The 19854-nt window shown below is 59.5% G+C and carries 17 protein-coding genes; 9 read left to right on the forward strand and 8 right to left on the reverse strand.

The window, feature by feature from the left end; all coding sequences use genetic code 11:
- The first annotated feature begins 18 nt into the window (after positions 1–18).
- From ACXAH0_RS16960 to ACXAH0_RS16980, 5 genes are all read left to right on the forward strand, one after another.
- On the forward strand, positions 19–1209 hold the full coding sequence (locus ACXAH0_RS16960; protein WP_475175469.1) for a polysaccharide pyruvyl transferase family protein: 1191 nt from the start codon (positions 19–21) through the stop codon (positions 1207–1209).
- A gap of 234 nt (positions 1210–1443) precedes the next feature.
- A complete protein-coding gene (locus ACXAH0_RS16965; protein WP_475193239.1) occupies positions 1444–2973 on the forward strand; it encodes a DUF6212 domain-containing protein in 1530 nt (509 codons plus the stop codon).
- Between the two features lie 5 nt (positions 2974–2978).
- The gene (locus ACXAH0_RS16970) at positions 2979–5768 is read left to right on the forward strand and encodes a glycosyltransferase (protein WP_475193242.1); all 2790 of its coding nucleotides are present in this window, start codon (positions 2979–2981) and stop codon (positions 5766–5768) included.
- Positions 5769–5811: 43 nt separating this feature from the next.
- Entirely contained in the window at positions 5812–7155 is a 1344-nt protein-coding gene (locus ACXAH0_RS16975) for a polysaccharide pyruvyl transferase family protein (RefSeq protein WP_475175460.1), read from the forward strand.
- The gene (locus ACXAH0_RS16980) at positions 7155–7973 is read left to right on the forward strand and encodes a glycoside hydrolase family 16 protein (RefSeq protein ID WP_475193245.1); all 819 of its coding nucleotides are present in this window, start codon (positions 7155–7157) and stop codon (positions 7971–7973) included. Before ACXAH0_RS16975 ends, ACXAH0_RS16980 begins: the two co-directional genes overlap by 1 nt.
- 203 nt (positions 7974–8176) lie before the next feature.
- On the opposite strand, the gene galE is transcribed toward ACXAH0_RS16980, so the two are convergent.
- The gene (gene galE, locus ACXAH0_RS16985) at positions 8177–9208 is read right to left on the reverse strand and encodes a UDP-glucose 4-epimerase GalE (RefSeq protein ID WP_475175457.1); all 1032 of its coding nucleotides are present in this window, start codon (positions 9206–9208) and stop codon (positions 8177–8179) included.
- Positions 9209–9776: 568 nt separating this feature from the next.
- On the opposite strand from galE, the gene ACXAH0_RS16990 reads away from it, so the two are divergent.
- From ACXAH0_RS16990 to ACXAH0_RS17000, 3 genes are read left to right on the forward strand one after another with little or no spacing between them, the layout of a single operon-like run.
- Positions 9777–10811 (forward strand): TRAP transporter substrate-binding protein, encoded by a 1035-nt coding sequence (locus ACXAH0_RS16990; RefSeq protein WP_475193248.1) that lies wholly within the window; start codon positions 9777–9779, stop codon positions 10809–10811.
- Positions 10811–11320: a TRAP transporter small permease gene (locus tag ACXAH0_RS16995; protein WP_475175452.1), complete on the forward strand. Its 510-nt coding sequence runs from the start codon at positions 10811–10813 to the stop codon at positions 11318–11320. The genes ACXAH0_RS16990 and ACXAH0_RS16995 overlap by 1 nt, the downstream gene beginning before the upstream one ends.
- A 7-nt stretch (positions 11321–11327) precedes the next feature.
- Complete coding sequence (locus tag ACXAH0_RS17000; RefSeq protein WP_475175451.1) at positions 11328–12686, forward strand: TRAP transporter large permease; 1359 nt, start codon at positions 11328–11330, stop codon at positions 12684–12686.
- 62 nt (positions 12687–12748) lie between these two features.
- Here ACXAH0_RS17000 and ACXAH0_RS17005 read toward each other — a convergent pair whose 3' ends face one another.
- Genes ACXAH0_RS17005 through pobA form a run of 7 tightly spaced genes read right to left on the reverse strand, consistent with a single transcriptional unit; the run spans position 12749 to position 18704 of the window.
- Positions 12749–14068, reverse strand: a complete 1320-nt coding sequence (locus tag ACXAH0_RS17005; RefSeq protein WP_475193252.1) for a lyase family protein — start codon at positions 14066–14068, stop codon at positions 12749–12751.
- 54 nt (positions 14069–14122) lie between these two features.
- The gene (locus tag ACXAH0_RS17010; RefSeq protein ID WP_475175448.1) at positions 14123–14959 is read right to left on the reverse strand and encodes a 3-oxoadipate:acetyl-CoA acetyltransferase; all 837 of its coding nucleotides are present in this window, start codon (positions 14957–14959) and stop codon (positions 14123–14125) included.
- Positions 14960–14977: 18 nt separating this feature from the next.
- On the reverse strand, positions 14978–15598 hold the full coding sequence (pcaG, locus tag ACXAH0_RS17015; RefSeq protein WP_475175446.1) for a protocatechuate 3,4-dioxygenase subunit alpha: 621 nt from the start codon (positions 15596–15598) through the stop codon (positions 14978–14980).
- A 2-nt stretch (positions 15599–15600) separates the two neighbouring features.
- Positions 15601–16326, reverse strand: a complete 726-nt coding sequence (pcaH, locus tag ACXAH0_RS17020) for a protocatechuate 3,4-dioxygenase subunit beta (RefSeq protein WP_475175445.1) — start codon at positions 16324–16326, stop codon at positions 15601–15603.
- Positions 16323–16748 (reverse strand): 4-carboxymuconolactone decarboxylase, encoded by a 426-nt coding sequence (pcaC, locus tag ACXAH0_RS17025; RefSeq protein ID WP_475175442.1) that lies wholly within the window; start codon positions 16746–16748, stop codon positions 16323–16325. Before pcaC ends, pcaH begins: the two co-directional genes overlap by 4 nt.
- Positions 16741–17535 (reverse strand): 3-oxoadipate enol-lactonase, encoded by a 795-nt coding sequence (gene pcaD, locus ACXAH0_RS17030; RefSeq protein ID WP_475175441.1) that lies wholly within the window; start codon positions 17533–17535, stop codon positions 16741–16743. Before pcaD ends, pcaC begins: the two co-directional genes overlap by 8 nt.
- On the reverse strand, positions 17535–18704 hold the full coding sequence (gene pobA / locus ACXAH0_RS17035) for a 4-hydroxybenzoate 3-monooxygenase (protein ID WP_475175439.1): 1170 nt from the start codon (positions 18702–18704) through the stop codon (positions 17535–17537). Before pobA ends, pcaD begins: the two co-directional genes overlap by 1 nt.
- A gap of 92 nt (positions 18705–18796) precedes the next feature.
- Between pobA and pcaQ the strand changes: the two genes are divergently transcribed.
- Positions 18797–19717 carry a pca operon transcription factor PcaQ gene (gene pcaQ, locus ACXAH0_RS17040; RefSeq protein WP_475175437.1) on the forward strand — a complete coding sequence of 307 codons (921 nt, stop codon included), beginning with the start codon at positions 18797–18799 and terminating at the stop codon, positions 19715–19717.
- Positions 19718–19854 lie beyond the last annotated feature (137 nt).

The raw sequence follows: 19854 nt of genomic DNA on the forward strand, positions 1-19854 counted from the left end.
ATATTAAAGGAAAAACATATGTCACGCGTTTTGGTCATGATCCCGTCAGGGGAAGTTTATAACCACGACAATGTGCGCTGGTATGGCTGCCAGGATGTGCAGAGGAGTATCAATCACTATCACAATATCGGTGATGCCTTTGTCTTCGATTCCACCCTGAAGCTTTTGAATTTCACAAAGCTTGAAACCCTCACCATCAAGGCTTTTGTGGAAGAGGATGTGGACCGGCTGCGCGAGTCTTTCGACTATGTGGTCCTGCGCGGGTCCAACTACATTCATTCTGGAATGAACTGGGAACTGGCCGAGCCGGTTCTGCGGCGTCTCGGACTGCCGGTGCTGGCTTTCGGCATCGGGGCGCAGGCGCCGGTGAACGGGCGGATCGAGTTGAGTGAGAGCACCAAGTCCGTGCTGCGATTGATGGCTGAGTCAACCCGGAGCATCGGGGTGCGGGGCGCCTACACGGCCGAAGTTCTTTGGGAAATCGGGATCCGCAACACGCGGATCATCGGCTGCCCGACTGCCTTCCGCAGGAATGACCCGGACCTGAAAATCATGCTGCCCAAGGTGGAAAATGTGCGCAAACTGGGGCTGACAGTCCGGCGGGAAGTGTCGCCTGCCTATGCGCAGGACATCAAACAGTATCTGACCTTTCACCGGGACCTGATCAAGTCCTTCGCCAAGCGCTTCGACACAACGCTTCTCGCCCAGGGGGAGGTGGAAGAAAAGAAGCTGGTTCTCGGTACGCCGGAGCAGAAGGAAGAGGCATTGGCCGCGCTGAAGGAAAGTGCCTGGGTGTCGCAGTGGTATCTGGATGAGGAGGTTGAGGCCCTTTACCGCAGCCGTCTGTTTTATTCCGATGTGGTGGCCGACTATGACGACGCGGTAAAGGCCTGTGATCTGGTTCTGGGCTACCGGCTGCACGGCAATCTTATGGCGCTCGCCAACGGGGTGCCGTCCATTTATTTCACCTATGACAGCCGCACGCGAGAATTCGCCGAAACGTTCAAAATTCCCAGCTTCGACGTGTTTTCCGAACAGGTCTTCCGGTTGAGCGACTATTGGGACCAGTCCCGGTTTGACGGGTTTAACAGGGCCTATCAGGCTGCTTATGCTGCAATGCAGCATTTTTTGAGCGAGAATAAAATCGACCATAAAATGGTTCCTTCTCACGGTGTCCTTGATAAAGGACGCGCCTTCGCAGCTTGCTGAAAGTCAATTTAGTGCGAATTTAGAAGTAAATAATAGTAAAATAGAGCATAAATATATTATATTTCGCGATTAATTTATGTATCTTATTTTAAATGCATAAAAGATTTGACTTTTTACTGTATTGCGCCGCATTATTGTCACAAAGAAACATGAAATTTAAGTCGTTGTATTTGGTGATCTAGCTGTGGGGAGCTGTGGATAGGCTGCCCATGCTGAGCAAAACTGGGGGCTCCTATGACAGTTGTGGCCACGCAAGAGGCATTTCCCGTCGACACGCAGGTAAATGAGGAGAGGCTCCTGAAGGATCTGACTCTGATTGCTGTCGGGGTAGCGCGTCACGACCTTCCGGCTGCCCTTTTGGGTGCAGTGCAAACTGTCTGGTTCGAAGGGGTTTCAGAGGGGCAGGCCGTTTTCTCCGACGAGACCGGGGCGGTCTTTCAGGTGATCGAAGCACCGCTTTTGCCCGTTGCGGTTCTGGCTGATCCGGGGGCGTCTGGCGAGACGGAGATCCTGACCAAATGGCTGCAGCGGCACGGTGTTGTGCAAATGCCTGCTACCGTCGGCTGGAGCCGGGGCCGGGAGAATGAAGCCCTGTCTGCGGTTCTCGGGTTGGTGGCCGACCATGTGAAGGCTGGGGCGCGGCGTCTGGTTCTGTCCAATCGGGAACTGCGGACCCTGCGCAGCCTCAATGACGATCTGCAAAACAGGTTCGCCGCGCTTGAAGCGTTTTTGAACCGGCACGGCCTGCAGCCGCTCGACCTGATCTTCAGCAACGAACCGGCGGAAAACCCACTCAACGCCAATGTTCTGGCCAGCGCCTCTGATGAAGGCATCAGCCAGATCCTGCCCGTGCCGAGTTCCGGCGTCAGCGGGGTTGCGCTCCATGTGGACCAGACGGGCAGCCGTCCGGATCTGAAATTGCGGGCCCAGCTGGTCACGCTTGAGGATTTGCGGATCGTCGATACGTGGCAGATTTCCAGCGGCGACCTGACGACGGGCTGGAATGTGTTTGGTCTGTCCAAATCCACGGCGGGTCTCAACAGGACGCTTGAATTCCGGCTGCTGGCCGAAGCGGGGGATGACGAGGTGCCGGTGCTGTCGGTGGGCAGTCTGCAACCCATCGAAATGTTCCAGGTTCGGGATGCCTCAAACGGCCTGCCAGTGCTGAAAAACAGTCTGGCGCTGCAGGTCTGGGGTGGCATTCCCGGGGTCTCCATGCCGCCGGCTGCCAACTATATCCCGGCTCAGTCCCAGGATGTGGGCAACAAGGAAGGGTTCCGGGACATGCCGATTGCGCCGGGCATTCTGGAACATGCCAGCCTGGCCAATACGGATGAAGTGTCCTTTGACTTTGAAGCGATCATGCCGCTGCCGTCTGAACGGGCTATTGGCTGTCATCCGCCTGCGGACGGCATGACCATCGGTGAGCTCCCGGCCGCCTGTCCGCCACAGATCATCCGCCTGTCCGCCAAGGCGTTTATCGACAATAGCCGGGCGGCCGATATCGAATTCGCCATAGCAGTGGCCGGGACGCTGGAGGCCGCCAAAACCCTGCTGCGGGAAGAGCGCCAGGTCAGTGTCGGCGAAGCGTTTTCCGGTTGGAAGACGGTGTCGTTTGGGGAAAGCACCCAGTTGAGCGCCTTTGCGGCCGAACAGGTTGGGGCCTGGCAGAATGTCTATTTCGCAACGCGCATGAGTGAGGCGGGCAACAACGACTTCGCCTGGGCCAAATTCGCCAATTTCCGCGCCGTTGTAAGCGGGTGACGCACGTGCTTAACAAGCCCCTGCCCCCGAAGGACCTGCCGAATGTGCGTTATGCCCAATTCGGCAGTCACGAAAAACCGGCGGCAACGATCGCCATTTTGATCCCGGTCTACAAGCACTCGGTCCTCCTGACGGAGGCCGTGGATGCGGCGCTGGCCCAGGATGCGCCGTTCAACATTGCCGTTGTGATTGTCGATGACGGCTGTCCCTTTCCCGAAACAGCCCAGACCGGCCAGGCCTATGCGCTGGCCCATGACAATGTCTATTACCTCAGAAAACCCAATGGGGGCCTGAGTTCGGCGCGCAATTACGGGATCGACTTTGCGCTGAGAACCTTCCGGGACCTGGAGGCGGTCTATTTTCTGGACGCGGACAACCGGATCACCCCGACCGCCATGCGGGTCCTTCTGGACTATATGCGCGCGAACAAGGGGGTGGACTGGATCTATCCCAATATCGACAAGTTCGGGATCGAGTGGAACGGCAATTATACGGCGCAGTATTCCCGGCTTTTGCATGTCACCTTCGACAATATCTGCGAGGCGGGCAGCTTGGTGTCCCGGGCCATGCTCGATGCGGGCATCCGGTTCGACGAGACGATGAAGGCTGGCTTTGAGGATTGGGAGTTCTGGCTTCAGGCGATCTCCAAGGGATTCAAGGGCGCCAATTATCCGTTTTTCGGCTTTGAATACCGCCAACGGGCGGAAAGCATGCTGCGCGATTCCAACCGGACGCGGGAAAGCATTCTTGGTTATATCCGCACCAAGCACAAAGACCTGTTTTCCGCCGATACGCTGTTGCGCTGGGAACATGAAGAGACCCCGCGCTATGTGGCATTTGGCACCGATTCCTATCTGGTCGACCTCTTCACAGACCCGGCTGTTGCCCATGAGCGGCGCGGGTTTGAGGAATTTGTCAAAATGTTCTGGGCGGCCAAGAGCGAGCCGGAAACCTTTGGGGTGCCCCCCTTCTGGCTCTGGATGTCCCCCGCGCACCGGGATGCTCTCAAGGGCTTCGGCCTGCTGCATAATGTGCTCTGGCTCGGCGAGCGGCTCAGCAAGTCCCACAATTTTGTGGCCATCCGGTTCGAGCATGACAAGGACCGCCTCGGCGTTGAGGTCGCAACGCTCGGCGAGGGCAAGGAACTGGGCAAGCGCCCGCTCGGCTGGATGTGTTCCCTCGGTATCTTGAAACAATGCGTTGAGGACAAGTCGGACGACTGGGTGCGGACCTTGCGCAAGGCGCAACCCTCTCCCAAAATTGCGGAGGTCGTGGTGCGCGGGCCGTTTTCCGCCGACGACATCCAGGGCACGGCCCTGTCCTCCACCAACAGTCTTCTGGCCACCCTTGGCGCCTTGCGCGATTCAGGCTACCGCAACGGGCCAGATGCACGCTGGATCTGGCGCTCGGCCTATTTTCCGGACCGCAGCACCTATCACGAATTGTTGCGCCACACGCTTGGGGCCTCGCCGGTGATGCCGCGGCTGGCCACGGAAAACGGCCCCTTGCGGGTCGGTCTACTGCTGCCGATTGCCACGTTCGGCGGGGTGGAAAAGGTGGCCTATGCGGCTGCCCGTGTGTTGAAGAATGCCGGTTGTGAAGTGCATCTCTATGTCTTCGGCAAACCCGTTTATAACCGCATTCCCGACAATGACGGGCTCTTTGACAGCCTCAATTTCCTGGCGGATGACTATCCGCTTTGGGGCGGCCCGAACACATTTTCCGGCCATGAGCTGCTGATGGGCCATGACGAAAACGCCAAGTCTGAGGAAATTCTCGGCTTTCTGTCCGGGCTTGATGTGATCGTCAACAACCAGTTGGCGCCCGCCAACGCCGTCTTTGGCGAGTTGCGGCGCCGGGGCGTCAAGATCGTGAATTATGTGCATGTGCTGGATGCCTCGGACATGGGGCGGGCAGCTGGCCATCCCTATCTGGCGCTGGCTTATGAGCACATCTATGACAGCGTGCTGACCTGTTCCCGCGACATGGCCGAATGGCTGCATGGAATGGGGGTTCCGAGCGCCAAGCTGCTGCATATTCCAAATGCGCCCGGCTATCCTCTGGACCCTGAGGAGGTCCGCAGCCTGACCGCAGGCCGGGCCGGGGGGCGGGGCGGCAAACTCCGGGCCTTGTTCCTGGGGCGTCTTGACCGGCAGAAGGGCATTGAACGCATCCTTGCGGCTGCCCGGACGCTGAAACGGCGCGGCATTGCCATTGACTGGCGGATTGTCGGCTCCGACGTCATGGATGACGGCGCGGGCAGCTCTTGGAAGGACAGGTTCGCGGATCTCGGCATCCGGGTGGAGGCGCCAGTCTATGACAGCCGCCACCTGAGCAAGCTGCTGTCCTGGGCGGATGTTTTTGTCCTGCCGTCCCGTTGGGAAGGGGCGCCGCTAACAATCATCGAGGCACAGCGGCTTGGCTGTGTTCCGGTCGCAACGGATGTCGGAGCGGTTCGCGAGCTGATCGACCACAAGCGCGACGGCCTTTTGCTGCGGGCCAGCGACGACGGGGTTGTGACCCACGACCTGATTGCTGCGCTGGAAGGGCTCGCCGGCGCGGGAGACCAGGTCAAGGCCCTTTCCGGCCGCGCCTCTGCCAGAGCCGCAGACCGGAGCTGGGACAAGAGCCTGCAGCCATTTTTAAGACAATTGCACACCTGGTTTCCGGAGCGTTTCCAGACGATCCGGCGCACCAAGGGGGCGCAAACGCAGATGGACGATGGGACCGGGGGAGCCGGACCGCGCCGGACCAAAACACCGCGGCGCCGGGGTCTTCAAACCTCAGTCCGATAACCGAAGGGCGCTTGCAGCCCGATAACTGGAAGGTGCAGATCACATGAAAAAGCTCTTCGTGCTGAATGGCGGCGCGGCCGTCAAACCGGGGAACAAATCAGCATTTCTGAAGATTGACGATCCGCTCTCAGCCTTTGCTCGCGGGGGGATCAACACAGGCGACGTGCTCGTCTATGATGCCATGCTGAAGGCGCTGGCTTATGACCAGATCAAGAACCTGCAATTCGCCCATGCAGGTGATGAGAAACTTTGGCCGGAGGGGGAGTATGACGCCACCGTTATCCGGGGGTCCAACTACCTGACCGAGACGGTCGACATCGGCAATGTGATCCCGCTTCTGAAAAAGCTGAAAGGCCCGATTGTGCCGGTCGGAGTTGGCGCCCAGGCCGCCAAATACAAGAAGCTGGAAATGCCCAAGGGCAGTATCGAGGCCTGGAAGATCATCGCCGACAAGTGTGAGACCATCGGCGTGCGCGGTGTCTACAGTGCGGAGGTGTTCAACGACATCGGTATCAAGAACATCCGCATTATCGGCTGCCCGAGTTTCTACCGGAACCTGCGCCCGTCCATCGAGATCAAGCCGTTTGACCCGGCCAAGGCCCGGGTTGGCCTGACGCTGAACCGGTATCTGTCGGCGGATTACGCCTCCAATGCCACCAAGACCAACCGCATGCAGCGGGCTCTGATCCAGGCGGTTGCCAAACGGTCTGCCAACCGGCTCTATTCGCAAGGTGAGCGGGAAGAGACCCTGGCCATTTTTGAAAGCGGCGAGGCGAAGCAGAAACACATCTCCTCGATCCTGCAAAAATATGGTCTGAGCGGCGACAAGGATGTCGAAACGCTGCTAAGCGAGCGCATGCAGGCCTTTTTCGACGTGGATGAATGGGCGGCCGACGCAAGAGAGAATGTCGACGTGCTGGTCGGCTTCCGTCTCCATGGCAATGTCATCGGTCTGCATCAGGGTATTCCGGCGGTCTTCTTCACCTACGATTCGCGCATCCGCGAACTCTCTACCCTGTTTGCCATCCCCTCCATCGAGGTGGAGGACTACATGCCGATCAATCTGGAGAAGATCTTCGAAAGCGCAGATTTCTCCAAGGTGCAGCATGTCTACCGGCTGAACTATGCCGAATATCACCGCTTCCTGAGCGAGAACGGCCTGAACCATGTTCTGGCCAAGCCGGTCGCCGCGCCGCCCAGCAATCCTCTGACCAAGCCCAATCTGGTTCAGCGCGAACAGGATCTTGGGGAAGTAACCGGCTGGTTCCAGGACGAGGTCGAGTACATGACCAGCGAGATCGAGGTGCTGCGCAAACGGGCGTGGAACCTGGAACTGAAACTGCGCGAAGTGACCGGCCCGAAACCGGAAGCCAAACTGGCAAGCTGATGGGGATCATCCGATCCTTGCCGGACGTTTCGCCTGCCCGCCGCCGGTTCTTGAAATCGGTTGCGGGGGGGCTTCTTGCTGCGGGCAGTGTTGGGGCCTTTCGGCCCCGGTCCGCTTTGGCCAGAGCGCCGCTCCCGGTTCCTCTGACAACGTTGCCGGGCGACTGGCAGCTCTCCTTTGAAGATGATTTCAACGATCCGGTCCGGTTTCTCAAGACCTGGGAATTGCTGAAGCGCGGTGGCCATCAGCACCAGACCATGCGCTATCCCAAAAACGTTCTGGTGGAAGATGGCGAGCTCGATTTGCGGCTGGGCCATCAGAATGATCCGGACCGGCCGTTCACTGGCGGTTATGTGCGCACCCGCATATTCCGGCAGACCTATGGCTATTTTGAATGCGAGATGCGGATTGCGGCTGAGGCCGGTGTCAACAATGCGTTCTGGATGGTTTCCGATCCTGAAACTCAGGGGAACACCCAGTTCGAGCTTGATGTAGCCGAAGCCAAACACCCGAATGTGGTTCAGGTGGCCGCCCGGCGCTGGAAGCCGGACAAGATTGTGTTGGCCGCAAGCTACCGGTCAGAGGCGCGGCTGGAGGAAACCTTTCACCGCTTCGCCATGTTGTGGACCGGGGAGATCTTCCGCTTCTATGTGGATGACCGGGAGATCTTCCACGTGGCCAACAGTTTTGCCCACACGCCGGCCCTGCTTTTGTTCAGCAATGCGGTTGCTCCCTTTGCCGGAAAGAATGATGGCGATGTGGCAGGCGCCGCGACCTCCGTGCGCCATGTGCGGGTGTTTCAGAACGTGGCGGCGTGAGCGCGCGGTTTTGGATCTTGACCCTTGATCGTAACGTCACCGGTTCGTCGGCTCCGCAGATCCACTTCGCGTTGGCCTATGGTGGCAGGTGGTCGTCGGATGCGCCGACGATTGTGGCAGAACCGTTGACGCAAAACGTTCAGTCTTTCTTGCCAGACGCATGTCCTTAGGGAAGTCCGGCAGCCATTTTGGGTGGGCTTCGTTCAAACATCCGGGCTTTCATACCCGCGCGGGTTCTTGCAGACCCAGTTCCAGGTGTCACGGCACATGGCGTCCAGATCCCGTTCTGCTGTCCAGTTCAAAAGCGTCTTTGCAAGCTCCGTATTGGCATAGCACTCGGCCACGTCGCCTTCCCTGCGGGGGGCGAAGGAAAAGCGGATTTCCTTGTTTGAGGCGCGTTCGAAGGCCCGGACCATGTCCAGCACGCTGTAGCCGTTGCCGGTGCCCAGATTGACCGCAAAGCAATTGGCAGGCGCGGAGCCGGAGGCCAGAACCTCATGGGCCCGCAAATGGCCCTCCACCAGGTCCGTGACATGGATATAGTCCCGGATGCCAGTGCCGTCTGGAGTGTCATAGTCCTTGCCGAAGATGGACAGCTGTTCCCGGCGGCCATCGGCCACTTGGGTGATGAAGGGCATCAGATTGTTGGGAATGCCGAGCGGATTCTCGCCGATCTGGCCGCTTTCATGGGCGCCGACCGGATTGAAATACCGCAAGATGCCAAAGCGCCAGTCGGCATTGCTGGCGGCCACATCCCGGAGCATATCCTCAATCATCAGCTTGGTGCGCCCGTAAGGATTGACGGCGCGAGTCGGGTGGTCTTCGGTCAGGGGCAGGAATTCCGGTTCCCCATAAACGGTTGCGGAGGAGGAGAAGATCATCTGATAGACACCGCAATTGGCCATGGCCATCAGCAGGCTGTGGGTGCCGACAAAATTGTTTTCATAGTAGGCAAGCGGAATCTGGCTGGATTCGCCAACGGCTTTCAATCCGGCAAAATGCACCACAGCGGTGCACTTATAGGTCTTCAGAATCTGTTCCATAGCTGCCCGGTCACGGATATCAGCCGTTTCGAAGCTGACTGTCTGGCCCGTGATTGCGGCGATGCGCTCAATGCTGAGTTTGTTCGCATTCGACAAATTGTCAACCACAACAAGGTCATATCCAGCTTTCTGGAACGTGACGCAGCAATGTGATCCGATATAGCCGGCACCGCCGGTGATAAGAATAGTCATGAAACCCCAGTCCTGCCACTGATCCGTTTGCGAATCTTCAAACATGATGAAATTATCTTGATTTCAGTTTTTTGTCTAAGGTTTGACGAAAAAATATTTATATACGAGAAAAATGTACTTAAATTAATTCGGATATACTTAAAAGTTTGCGCGTATTTATCATATTGTTTGTTTCGGGGCAGCCTATTAGGCCAAGCTTATTGTGGTTCTGATAGCCGTTCCAGGCACCTGGAAAATCATGACGGCACGGGATCCCTGCTTGCAAGGAAGAGCCAAGCTTTGCTGCAAAACCGGCCTGACAATTCCAGGTAGTTTGTTGTCGTTATGGGCAAGTATATATCTCAATATCTCATTTTACATTCCAAAGTCATTCAGTGAGGATAGCTGGGAAATGTGTGCTGTGCACGTTCAGCCAGTTGCACCGGATCGCGGTGTTTCCAGGCTTGACCGGGGAGCTTCAGGCTGTTTCTGATTGGCGGAGCGTTGCATGGGAATGCAGCACGGGTGGCCGCTGGTCCGTGAGAGAAACAGGCCGACCGCTAGCAGCACGTTCGCTGGAGGAGGAAACATGTTCAATCTGAAAACCGCAGCTTTGGCTGCTGCTGTCATCGTTGCCGGAACAGTATCGGCGACGGCGGCTGAGTATGAATTCAAGCTGCATCATTTCCTGGGCGAAAAAGCCCCGGCCCACGCCAAGATGCTCGTGCCCTGGGCCAAGCAGGTGGAAGCAAATTCGGGTGGCAAGGTGGCCATTGAAATCTACCCGGCCATGACCCTTGGCGGGCGCCCCCCGGAGCTGATCAACCAGGTGCGCGACGGGGTGGTGGATCTCGTCTGGACCGTCAACGGCTATACGCCGGGCCTGTTCCCACGCTCTGAAGTGTTTGAGCTGCCGGGCATTCACAAGAACGACACAGCTGCCACCAATCTGGCGCTTGCGGATTTGTTCGAGGACGATCTGAAGGAAGACTACAAGGGCGTGGAAGTCATGTTCCTGCATGTCCATGCAGGCCAGGGCATTCACATGCGGGACACGGAAGTGCATTCCCCAGCGGATCTGGCGGACAAGAAAATCCGCATTCCGACCCGCACGGGCGCCTGGGCGATTGAAGCGCTCGGGGCTGCGCCTGTGGCCATGCCGGTGCCCGAATTGCCGCCTGCGCTGCAGAAGGGCGTGATCGACGGAGCCATGATCCCTTGGGAGATCATTCCGCCGCTGAAGATTCAGGAACAGACCAAATACCAGATCGAGGGCGCCGACAAGGAGCGGTTCGGCACCACCGTGTTCCAGGTTTCCATGAACAAGGCCCGTTGGGACAGCCTGCCGGAAGATGTTCAAAAGGCGTTCCGGGATGCATCCGGCCGCGATTGGCTGACGGAAGTCGGCAACATCTGGGCTGCGTCGGATGACTTCGGCATTGCCCTCGCCGTAAAGGCGGGCAACAAGCACATCATCTTGACGCCGGAAGAAACAGCGGTCTTCAACGAGGCCCTCGCCCCCGTGGTCGGCCGCTGGGTGGACGAAGTTTCCGAAAAAGGCATTGACGGTGCCGCGCTCGTCGAAAAGGCGAAAGCTGCGGTCGCCAAGAATGCGGCCAACTGATGACCGCATCCCAGCACAGAGGCAGCTCCGGGTTTATCGGGGCTGCCAGCCGGCTGATCACGCTGTGGGCCCTGCTGGGCGGCGGCGTTTTGCTGGTCGTTGTCGGGGTCAACATGCTGACCATAATCAGCGGTCAGTTCGGCAAGCCCTTTCCTGGGGATTTTGAACTCACGGAAATGGGCGTCGCGATTGCCGTTTTCAGCTTTCTGCCCTACTGCCAGCTCTCCGGCGCGAATGTCTCGGCCGATATCTTCACCGCATCTGCTCCGCCGCGCGTGGTGGCGTTCTTTACTCTTTTGGGCTCGGTGGTTGCGCTTGGGTTCGCCTTTCTTTTGATCTGGCGCATGTATCTGGGGCTGCTTGACCAGAAGACCTATGACTACACCACGACCATCCTGCAGATCCCGCATTGGATGGCGTTTGTACCGATCCTGATTTCCCTTGCTTTTCTGGCCCTGGCCGCCTTTGTCACGCTGATCCGCGATGTGAGCGCCCTGTCGAAAGGATAACCCGAAAATGGCGGATGCTCTTGTGCTCGGGCTCGGTGGCTTGGCCGTTCTCATCGCCCTTATCGCAATAAGAATGCCGATTGCCTATGCCATGATCCTGGTGGGTGCGGGGGGCACGATGCTGCTCAACGGTCCGGCACTGGTTCTGAGCCAGTTGAAGACGCTGGCCTATGGGCAATTTTCCATCTACGACCTGTCCGTCGTGCCCATGTTCGTGCTGATGGGGGCGATTGCCTCCAAGACCGGGCTCAGCCAGGCGCTCTTCCGGGGCGCCAATGCCTGGCTCGGCTGGCTGCGCGGCGGCACCGCAATGGCGGCCATTGCAGGCTGTGCCGGGTTCGGGGCGGTTTGCGGTTCGTCGCTTGCCACGGCCTCCACGATGGGCAAGGTCGCCTTGCCCGAACTCAAGCGCTACCGCTATTCCGGCGCCTTGGCGACCGGAACGCTGGCTGCCGGCGGCGTGCTCGGCATTCTGATTCCACCTTCCGTGGTCCTGATCATCTACGCAATCATCGTGGAAGCCAACATCGTGACCATGTTCATGGCCGCGTTCCTGCCCGGTATTCTGGCGGTTATCCTGTTTCTGCTGACTATTGCGATCTATGTGGCTGTCAGGCCCGATGCGGGCCCGAAGGGCGGGGTTGCCGACAAGAAAGAATTCGCCGAAGCCACCGTCGGCATGATCCCGGTGCTGTTTATTTTCGGGCTGGTGATCGGCGGCATCTATCTCGGCCTCTACAACCCGACCCCGGCAGCGGCCGTTGGCGTGTTTCTGGTGCTGGCTTTCGGCCTGGCGCAGCGCAAGCTTTCCTGGCACGATTTCATTGCCGCGCTCAAGGAGACCGCCGGAACATCCGGCATGATCTATCTGATCATCCTGGGGGCGGAGCTTCTGAAGATTTTCATGTCCCGGGTGGGTCTGCCGCAAGAGACGGCGGCCTGGATCGTCGCCTCCGGGCTCGACCCCATGACGGTCTTGATTCTGCTGCTCGTGGCGTTGATCCTGCTCGGCTGCCTAATGGACAGCCTGTCCATGATTCTGCTGGTGATCCCGTTTTTCTGGCCGGTTCTGGTCGAGGTCAACGGCGGCATCTATCAGGGAGCTGATGGCGCTGGCTTCGGTATGAGCACGGAGGACCTGAAAATCTGGTTCGGGGTGCTGGCGCTGATCGTGGTGGAGCTTGGCCTGATAACGCCGCCGGTGGGCATGAATGTTTTTGTGATTTCCTCCCTCGACCGGGAAACGCCGATGATCGAGACCTTCAAGGGGGTGGCACCCTTCTTTGGGGCGGAGATCATTCGCGTTATTCTGCTGGTCAGCTTCCCTGCGCTGACACTCTGGCTGCCAAGCATCCTGCAATCATGACAAAGCGGGCCGGACACCTCATATTAGGCTCAGGAGAGTGGCCGCCGGAATTACGTTATGTATCAGGACGGTGATCTGCTGCGCTGCGCGAAAATGCGGGTGGCCATGGCCTTGGCCTCTGCAACCGCGCTGTGCGGGTCCAGCACGCTGGTCCAGTCCAGGCCGGGGGGGGCAAGTGCGCTGAGGGTTTCGGCAAACGGGGCCGGGCCTGCGGCGGCCTTGGCCACCAGATCCTTGGCCTTGCTCTTGGAGATCCCGGCCCGGGCCAGAGCGAAGCTGGCCGCCTCGGCCATCATCTCCGGATTGCCGGTGATTGTCCTGGAGAGACTGCTGGCATCCGGCCGCAAGGATCCTGCCAGATCCTGCCCGTGGCGCAGGGCCGTACCCGTGGCCAGCAGAATTTGCGGCACAGCCATCCATTCCAGCGGCCAGCTGGCGCCATCCCGTTCTTCTGCCGGGGCAGCGGCGGCCGCAAGAGAAGTCTGGGCCGACAGCGCGATCTGAAACAGCACCTTGAGCGTTTCGGCCTGAACCGGATTGGCTTTCTGCGGCATGGTGGAGGACCCGCCACCGGTGCCGCTGGACAGTTCATTGATGTCCGAGCGGCCCATCAAAATGAGATCCCCCGCCATTTTGGCAAGTCCGGCGCAAACGCTGACCAGCCAGCCCGCAAGGACAAGCCGGGGTGTGCGGTTGACATGCCAGGACGGGCTGTTTTCCAGGGCAAGCTCTTTGGCAAGGGCCGCGGCCACCCCTGCGCCATCCGGGGCAATCGCACTGTTGATGCCTGAAGCGCCACCGAATTGCAGCCGCAAGACTGTGCGGCGCAGCTCCGGCAGGGCAGCTTCTGCGTCGATCAGCGGATGGGCCCATTGGGCGATGCGATAGCCAAGGGTGATGGGGGTGGAAACCTGGCTGCGGGTGCGCCCGGCCAGCAGTTGCTCCGTCTGGGTGTGGCTTTCCCTTTCCAGCGTGTCGATCAGCGCGGTGAGACGCGGGCCGATCAGATCGAGGCAAGCTCGGATTTGAAGGGTCTGGGCCGTGTCGATCACATCCTGGCTGGTGGCGCCCCAGTGAAGCCAGCGCCCGGCCTCGCTGTCCACATGGCGGCGCAATTCCGCAACCAGGGCAGGCACCGGCACACCGGCTGAGGCCGTCCCGGCTGCCAGGGCTTCCGGGGCGACCTGAACCTCCCGCAGGCCCGTCTCAATCCCGTCCGCTGCTGTTTGCGGGATCAGGCCAAGCTGACCCTGCACCTTTGCAAGGGCCCGCTCAAAGGCAATCATATGCGCAAGATCGGCCGCATCATCCAGATGGGCGGCAAGATCCTCGTCACAAAAGAGGCCTGCATAAACAGGGCTTGAAAACAGGGATAGGGGCATGGCTCTCAACGGTCAGGGTCTTGCTCCCATTTGAGAGCCAAGGGCGGGGCAAGGTCAAGCGGCCTTGAGCGGAACATCCAGGATCTCACGGGCCTGCTGCCAGGTGGCCACCGGGCGCTCGTATTTTGCGCACAGATCCGCAGCCCGTTTGACGAGGGCGGCATTGGAGGGGGCAAGGGTCTGCCGGTCCAGGCGCACATTGTCTTCCAGACCGGTGCGGGTGTGGCCGCCTGCAGCGATGCACCATTCATTGATGGTCAGCTGATGCTGTCCGATGCCGGCCGCGCACCATTCCGCGCCTGGCACGAGTCGCCCGACCGTCCTGATGTAGTAGTCGAACACATCCCGGTCGACCGGCATGGCGTTTTTCACGCCCATGACGAACTGCACATAGAGCTTGCCCGGAATTCGCCCGTCCTTGTTCATGGCGGCGGCCTGATGAATGTGGCTGAGATCGAAGGCCTCGATCTCCGGTTTGATCTTGTGGGTCTTCATCTCCCCGGCGAGCCAGTCCACCAGATCCGGCGGGTTCTCATAGACCCTGGTGGGAAAGTTGTTGGAGCCGACGGAAAGCGATGCCATATCCGGGGACAGCGGCAGCATGCCGCCGCGCATCTGGCCTGCGCCGGAGCGGCCGCCAGTGGAAAACTGCACGATCATGCCGGGGCAGTGTTTTTCCAGCCCTTCCTTCAGCCGCGCGAATTTCTCCGGATCAGAGGACGGGGTCTCATCGTCATTGCGCACATGGGCATGGACAATGGACGCCCCGGCCTCGAATGCGGCCTGGGTGCTTTCCACCTGCTCGGCAACGGTGATCGGGACCGCCGGGTTGTTTTCTTTTTTCGGCAGGGAGCCGGTGATGGCAACGCAGATGATACAGGGTTTGGTCATGGTTTTTCTCGTAGCGGGTCAGATGTCGAAGAAGACGGTTTCATCTTCGCCCTGCAGCTTCACATCAAAGCGGTAGACGGGTTTGCCACCGCGTTCGGTTCTGCGCGCCAGCAGGGTTGCCCGGCGCCGTTCCCATTCGATCAGGTTCAGGACCGGGTCGCCTGCATTGGCGTCTGTCTCGTCCTCAAAATAGAGCCGGGTCTGGAGGCCGATATTGATGCCCCGGGCGACAATCCAGAGGGTGATATGCGGGGCCATAACCTTGCCGCCCGCGTCTGTCACCTTGCCGGGCTTGATGGTGTCGAAGCCCCATTCGCCGGTTTCAAAATCGGTGATGACACGCCCCCAGCCCCGGAAGCCGTCCTCAACCTCGCCCGGATGTTCCGGATGGGCATAGATGCCGTTGGCATTGGCTTGCCAGGCTTCCAGGAGCACGTCCTTGATGGGTGAGCCCATGCCGTCAATCACCTGGCCCTCAATGCGGATGCGTTCGCCTTGCGCGTTGGGCCCGGCAATGTCCCAGCCAAGCTCGTGTTGATAGATGTCGAAACCGGCAGCGCCCGGAGCCAGGCCGATATGGACGTAAGGTCCGGCGGTCTGGGACGGGGTCTCTTTCAGATAATCCAGTGTCTGGCGCATGGTCAGTTCCCTTCCGGCCGGTTCTCAAAAAGGGTCGAGCGGCGGCCGCGCAGAACGATGTCGAACTTGTAGGCAATCGTGTCGAGAGGAATGGTGGCATTCAGATCCAGCTGGGCCACCAGCTGTTCAATGGCATCCGGATCCGGGATTGTTGCCACAATCGGGCATTTTGCAATCAGCGGATCGCCCTCGAAATAGCATTGTGTGATCAACCGCTGGGCAAAGGCGCTGCCGAAGATCGACATATGGATATGGGCCGGGCGCCAGCTGTTGACCCAGTTGCGCCACGGATAGGCCCCGGGTTTGACTGTCCGGAAACAGTAATACCCTTTTTCATCCGTCAAGGTGCGGCCGCAGCCGCCGAAATTCGGATCAATCGGCGCTAGATAGGTGTCTTTCTTGTGCCGGTAACGTCCGCCTGCATTGGCCTGCCAGATCTCCACCAAAGTGTTGGGCACCGGCCGGGCGTCTTCGTCCAGCACCCGGCCGTGCAGGATGATGCGCTCACCAATGGGACCTTCGCCGGGCTTGGCATAGTTGGTCAGAAGATCATTGTCGCCCGGATCAATGTCCTTGTGGCCGAAGACCGGACCGGTGCTTTCGCTGACCGTGGTCTCCAGGCTGATCATGGAATATTGCGGCGATCGGGACACGCTGGTTTTGTATTCCGGCGTCAGTGCCGGGGGCTGCCAGCGGCGGTCCCGCTGGTAATAAGGGCCCGGTTTCATTGTCTCTCCTCCCTCGCTGCGCCAATGGGCACAGCCGCATGCGGAGCGTTCCGCTCCATTTCCGCGTAGGTTTCCTTGGCGATCTTGAGGGCCTGATTGGCCCGCGGAACGCCTGCATATATCGCAACATGCTGAAAGGCTTCCAGCACATCTGTCTTGCTGGCCCCGGTTCTGGCAGTCGCGCGGATATGCATGGCAATTTCCTCAAAATTGCCAAGCGCGGCCAGCAGAGCAAGGGTGAGCATGGACCGGTCCCTGGGCGTAATTCCGTCCGACGCCCAGACCGTGCCCCAGGCTCCCTCCGTGATCAATGTCTGAAACGGTTCGTCAAAGGCGGTTTTGGCGCTTTCCGCGCGCTCCACGTGGGCATCACCCAGCACGCTCCGCCGAACGGTCATGCCGTTTTGAAAGCGGTCAGTCATGAAGCTGCTCCTTAAAAAATGACAGGAGATGGGTCGTAAAGGCGTCCGGCTGCTCCACACAGGGCAAATGTCCGGCCGCGCCGATCTCCTCAAAACGGGCGCCTGGAATGCGCGCCATCGTATCGCGTACCAGATCGGGCGGGCTTGCCAGGTCCTCCCGGCCGCACAGGCCAAGGACAGGGCAGGTGATCCCGCCGGCCGCATCTCTCAGGTCGGCCCCGGCAATGGCTTCGCAGCTGCCAATATAACCCTCCACCGGCGTCCGCTCGAACATTGCCTGCCAGCCCAGGCAGGCGTCCGTCTCGCGGAAGCTGGAAGTGAACCAGCGTTCCATCACCGGCGCGGTGATTGCGGCCAGGCCGCCGCCGCTGCGGATGAGGCTGATCCGGTTTTGCCACATGCCGCTGGTTCCCATTTGTGCGGCGGTGCTGGACAGAACCATCCGGCGGATCCGCTGCGGCTGAAGCAGGGCCAGCCGCTGGCCGATCATGCCGCCAATGGACAGCCCCACAAAGAGGCAGGAGGAGATCTTGAGCCGGTCCAGAAGGTCGGCCGTATCCTGCACCAGAGCGTCCAGTGTGTAAGGATTGGGAGGGGTGGAGGAGAGACCATGGCCGCGCTTGTCAAAGCGGATCAACCTGTAGCCGTCGGGCGGAAAGCGCGCGACCACCTGATCCCACAGCCGCAAGTCCGTTCCCAGCGAATTGGCAAACACCACGGGAACCCCCTCAGGGTCGCCATCCTCGCGCCAATGAATATCAGCCGATGTCAGCCGCGCGATCCGCATCAGTAGGGCAGCCCCACATAATTCTGGGCGAACCACTTTTGGGCCGCTTCATTGTAGTGGAGCGACTCGATTTCCGCCCGCTGCATCTTCAGGTCGAAGCCGGTCTGATCCGGGAACCGGTGCAGCATATTGGTGGTCGCCCAGCTGAACCGCTCGGCCTTCCACACCCGGGCAAGTGCCTTTTGCGAATAGGTGTCAATGCCTTCGCTGTCCTTGTCCAGATAGTAGCTGCCCAGGGCCTCCTGAAGGTAGTGCACGTCCGAGGCCGCTGTATTGAGGCCCTTGGCACCGGTGGGCGGCACGATATGGGCGGCGTCGCCGCACAGAAACAGCCGTCCCCAGCGCATGGGTTCGCAGACGAAAGAGCGCAGCGGTGCGATGGATTTTTCCAGCGTTGGCCCGGTGACAAGCCGGTCTGCAACAGACTGGGGCAGGCGGCGCTTCAACTCGTCCCAGAACGCCTCGTCGCTCCAGGCATCCACCCGGTCGTCCAGATCGCACTGGACATAGTAGCGCGACAGGTTCTCGTTGCGCATGGAACATAGCGCAAAGCCCCGGGTGGAATTGGCATATATGAGTTCGTCATGGACCGGAGGGGTTTCCGACAGGACCCCTAGCCAGCCGAAAGGGAACACCTTCTCATATTCTGTGCGCACGCTTTCCGGGATGGTGGTTCGGCTGACCCCGTGAAAGCCGTCGCATCCGGCCACAAAGTCACAATCGATCCGCCGGCTCTGGCCGTCCTGAACAAACGTTACATAAGGGCTGTCCGTTTCCACCCCGTTGATGGTCACCCCTTCCACATCAAACAGGGTGGTGGCCCCGATGATGTCCCGGGCCTCATAGAGATCCCGGGTCACTTCCGTCTGGCCATAGACAATGACGTTCTGGCCGATCAGATCGTGAAAATTGACACCGAACAGCTCGTTTTCATAAGAGATGCAGGTGCCGTGGTGGACAAAACACTCCTTGTCCATACGCTCTGCCAAACCGGCGTCGCGCATCATGTTCACAAGACCGGTTTCCAGAATGCCCGCGCGGATGCGCTTGAGCACATAGTCCCGGGTCTTGCGTTCCAGAATGACGGTTTCAATGCCTTTGCGATGAAGCAGCTGTCCGAGCAGCAGGCCAGACGGGCCGCCGCCAACAATAACTACCTGAGTGCGCATGGGATCCTCCTTGACTCCGCTCATATTGAATGTTCAAAAAAGAGAAGTAAAATGAGATATTCAGTCTGTTTGTTTCCTTTTTTGGTAAGTTAATGATCGATCGGCGCATCAAATTCCGGCATATTCAGAGTTTTGTGGAAATTGCCCGCGAGGAGAGCCTCAAGCTGGCGGCGGACAAGCTGACCCTGACCCAGCCAGCCATTTCAAAGACGTTGAAAGAGCTGGAAGAAATTGTCGGCGCCACCTTGATGACCCGCAACCGGGCGGGCATCGCCTTGACTAAACAGGGCAAGGTGTTCCTGCATTTTGCCCAGATCTCCCTGGCCAGCCTGCAACAGGGGCTCGACGGGGTTGAAAAGGAAGGCGCCCGCGCCCGGGCTTTGTTGAAGGTCGGCGCCCTGCCCAGTGTGGCCGCCAGTTTCATGCCGCCTGTGATCCGGGAATTTGCGCAGCTGGCCCCCCATGTGACCGTGCAGATCATGGACGGGCCTCACGGCTATCTCATCGAGCGGCTGAAAATGGGGGAACTGGATCTTGTGATCGGCCGGCTTGGCCGGCCGGTCTCCATGGAAGGGGTGTCTTTCACCCAGCTCTATTCAGAACGGGTGGACCTGATCGTGCGCGCAGGTCATCCGCTTCTGGAGCAGCCTGATGTGAAGGAGATCGTGAACTGGCCGGTGATCTTTCCGCCGGAAGGGGCGGCGATCCGCCCGCTGGTGGAGCGGTTTTTGATTGCCAACGGGGTTGGTGAGATCACGAACCGGATCGAGACGGTCTCCGGCGCCTTCGGCCGGGTCTATACCCGCACCAGCGATGCGGTCTGGATCATCTCTGCCGGGGTGGTGCAGAACGAGACCGCCGACGGCCATCTGGTCCGGCTGCCATTTGACGGGGATATCACCAAGGGTCCGGTGGGGCTGATGACCCGTCCGGATGTGCAGCCGGGGGCCGAGGAACAGGTGTTCCGTCTGGCGCTGCAGACCGTGATTGACGAGCTGGGCCTGACGTCCTGAGGAAACAGGTCGCAGAAAGCGATTTTCATTCAGAACCTTCTCACCTATCGTGAGAGGCCGTTGCAGGTGCTGCCTTTCATGAGAGCGTGCCGCGCTCATCTGGTTTCAAAACGTTTTGTCTTTTGCGGGGACTTCTT

The organism is Roseibium sp. AWQ4_290, from assembly GCF_056160985.1.

Coding starts and splice junctions, on each gene's coding strand:
- ACXAH0_RS16960 (WP_475175469.1), top strand. CDS start 19: ATGTCACGCGTTTTGGTCATGATCCCGTCAGGGGAAGTTTATAACCAC.
- ACXAH0_RS16965 (WP_475193239.1), top strand. CDS start 1,444: ATGACAGTTGTGGCCACGCAAGAGGCATTTCCCGTCGACACGCAGGTA.
- ACXAH0_RS16975 (WP_475175460.1), top strand. CDS start 5,812: ATGAAAAAGCTCTTCGTGCTGAATGGCGGCGCGGCCGTCAAACCGGGG.
- ACXAH0_RS16980 (WP_475193245.1), top strand. CDS start 7,155: ATGGGGATCATCCGATCCTTGCCGGACGTTTCGCCTGCCCGCCGCCGG.
- galE (WP_475175457.1), bottom strand. CDS start 9,208: ATGACTATTCTTATCACCGGCGGTGCCGGCTATATCGGATCACATTGC.
- ACXAH0_RS16990 (WP_475193248.1), top strand. CDS start 9,777: ATGTTCAATCTGAAAACCGCAGCTTTGGCTGCTGCTGTCATCGTTGCC.
- ACXAH0_RS16995 (WP_475175452.1), top strand. CDS start 10,811: ATGACCGCATCCCAGCACAGAGGCAGCTCCGGGTTTATCGGGGCTGCC.
- ACXAH0_RS17000 (WP_475175451.1), top strand. CDS start 11,328: ATGGCGGATGCTCTTGTGCTCGGGCTCGGTGGCTTGGCCGTTCTCATC.
- ACXAH0_RS17005 (WP_475193252.1), bottom strand. CDS start 14,068: ATGCCCCTATCCCTGTTTTCAAGCCCTGTTTATGCAGGCCTCTTTTGT.
- ACXAH0_RS17010 (WP_475175448.1), bottom strand. CDS start 14,959: ATGACCAAACCCTGTATCATCTGCGTTGCCATCACCGGCTCCCTGCCG.
- pcaG (WP_475175446.1), bottom strand. CDS start 15,598: ATGCGCCAGACACTGGATTATCTGAAAGAGACCCCGTCCCAGACCGCC.
- pcaH (WP_475175445.1), bottom strand. CDS start 16,326: ATGAAACCGGGCCCTTATTACCAGCGGGACCGCCGCTGGCAGCCCCCG.
- pcaC (WP_475175442.1), bottom strand. CDS start 16,748: ATGACTGACCGCTTTCAAAACGGCATGACCGTTCGGCGGAGCGTGCTG.
- pcaD (WP_475175441.1), bottom strand. CDS start 17,535: ATGCGGATCGCGCGGCTGACATCGGCTGATATTCATTGGCGCGAGGAT.
- pobA (WP_475175439.1), bottom strand. CDS start 18,704: ATGCGCACTCAGGTAGTTATTGTTGGCGGCGGCCCGTCTGGCCTGCTG.
- pcaQ (WP_475175437.1), top strand. CDS start 18,797: ATGATCGATCGGCGCATCAAATTCCGGCATATTCAGAGTTTTGTGGAA.